This is a genomic window from uncultured Lamprocystis sp. (assembly GCF_903933125.1).
In the GTDB taxonomy this organism is placed as follows: Bacteria; Pseudomonadota; Gammaproteobacteria; order Chromatiales; family Chromatiaceae; genus Thiodictyon.
Genome location: NZ_CAIZIZ010000163.1, coordinates 1 through 1,726, shown reverse-complemented (window position 1 = coordinate 1,726; position 1,726 = coordinate 1). Strand labels below are relative to the sequence as shown.

Below are 1,726 nucleotides of genomic sequence, written 5' to 3'. Positions count from 1 at the left end.
TTGTTGTCTCCCTTGCTCGATATAGCGGTCGATGAAGGTTTGCATGATGGGGTCTCCGGTTGGGGTCTGTTGCAGCAGCAGGCGGGCGTCCTGCTCGTCCACTCGCTGGGTGCCTTGGACGTAGTAACGCAATAACGATTCCAGCATCTCCAGCGCCGTGGTCTGATCTTCAATTTGTTCGATGAGGGCGAACAACTCACGCAGCCGCTCAATGGGTTGGTCACTGAAGATCCAGCGCATGGCCAATTGGACCAGGCGGGTCAGCAGGGCGCCCTTGATTTCGGCATTGGTGCGGGGAGACAGGTCGTGCAGGGTGTAGGTGAATTGCGGCACGAAGGGCGTCAGGACCGGCGGTAGGGGTGACACCAGCGCGTGGAAGGTCTTGGGCGCCCGCCAGCGGCGTGTGCCGTGATAGATAACCAGAGGATAGACCGGCGGGAGGCGCCGGGCCTTGGGGTGCTGTTTGCGGTACGCATCACCCGCGGCGGTGATGTAGCGCAGCAGTTGCAGCAGGATCCAGTGTTCGGGGTGGCTCTTGTGCTCAAAGAGCAGGTAAATGGATAGTTGGCTCGTGCCGTTGCCGACCCGATAGACCAGATCGGAGAAGGACCCGCGCAGGTCTTGGGCGACATAGCTGTCTTTGGCGATCTCCAGTGTGTCCAGGTCGATCACCGCGAGCAGGGGTGCCGGCAGTTGATGGCGCAGGAAGTCCTGGGCGATCTCACGCCGGCCGAAGCTCTCGCGAAAGAAGGCGTCGTGGGGGTTGGCGATGTTGTCCATGAGAAGAGGCTAGCCAGTTCCGCGGCGGCAGGCAAGACCCGCGCGGGTGCGATCAAAAACCGATCTGGACGCCCGGCCCTGACTGTCGGTGTAGGGTACACATCGCATAGCCCCAGCGGTCGCGCCGGCCTGACTTTTCAGTCAGTCGCCCGCGGGGTGGTCGCGATCGGTGCAATAGCGCTTTGAGCCGCTCGATCTCGGCAAGGGCGGCTTCCTTGGCTTGGCGCTCGGCCTCTTGCGCTTGTAGGGCGGCTTCTTTTGCTTGCCGCTCGGCCTCGCGCGCCGCCCGTTCGTCGTCGAGTTCGCGTTGGATAGAGCGCTGTTATCGCAGGAAGTGTTGCCGCGCCTGATAGGCGCGTTCTTTGTCGGAGAAAGCCTTCAGGGTGGTCATGGCTTGCCTCATTTCCGGAGTTGGATTTCGGCCTGATAGAGGCGGGCGTGATCATCACGGGCTTTGACATCGACGATGCTGACTTTATCGGTGAGGAATTCGCGTTCGTTGTAGGGGTTGAGGATGTCGACCTGGGTGACCGGGCTGGGCAAGTCGGGGCCGAGGGTGGCGTTGAGAAAATGGATGAGCAGGTTGCGGTTGTCCGCGGTGGCAGCATGGTTTTGAAATTCGTGAAAGTCGCACGGCGACTCTGTGGGAGCGGCCTCCGGCCGCGATGGGGGCTCGCCGGGTCTCGGGGTGTCGGCGTTCACTGCGGCGCCAATCGCGGCCGGAGGTCGGTCCCACGGGAACGGCTTTTCAGTCAGTCCGCGGGGTGGTCGCGATCGTGCAATAGCGCTTTAAGCCGCTCGATCTCGGCGAGGGCGGCTTCCTTGGCTTGACGCTCGGCCTCGCGCGATTGCAGGGCATCCTGCTGCCCTTGCAGGGCGGCTTCCTTGGCTTGGCGCTCGGCCTCTTGCGCTTGTAGGGCGGCTTCTTTTGCTTGTCGCTCGGCCT

Annotated in this window: 2 protein-coding genes and 1 pseudogene; all 3 read right to left on the bottom strand. The window is 62.6% G+C overall.

Annotated elements, in window-relative coordinates:
* Positions 1 to 780 (bottom strand): Rpn family recombination-promoting nuclease/putative transposase (locus QZY03_RS08040; RefSeq protein ID WP_295579918.1); only part of this gene is annotated, 780 nt, incomplete at its 3' end.
* Between the two features lie 399 nt (positions 781 to 1,179).
* The gene (locus QZY03_RS08035; RefSeq protein WP_295579917.1) at positions 1,180 to 1,482 is read right to left on the bottom strand and encodes a PD-(D/E)XK nuclease family transposase; all 303 of its coding nucleotides are present in this window, start codon (positions 1,480 to 1,482) and stop codon (positions 1,180 to 1,182) included.
* A gap of 50 nt (positions 1,483 to 1,532) precedes the next feature.
* Positions 1,533 to 1,726, bottom strand: a pseudogene (locus tag QZY03_RS08030) (hypothetical protein); the annotation flags it as partial.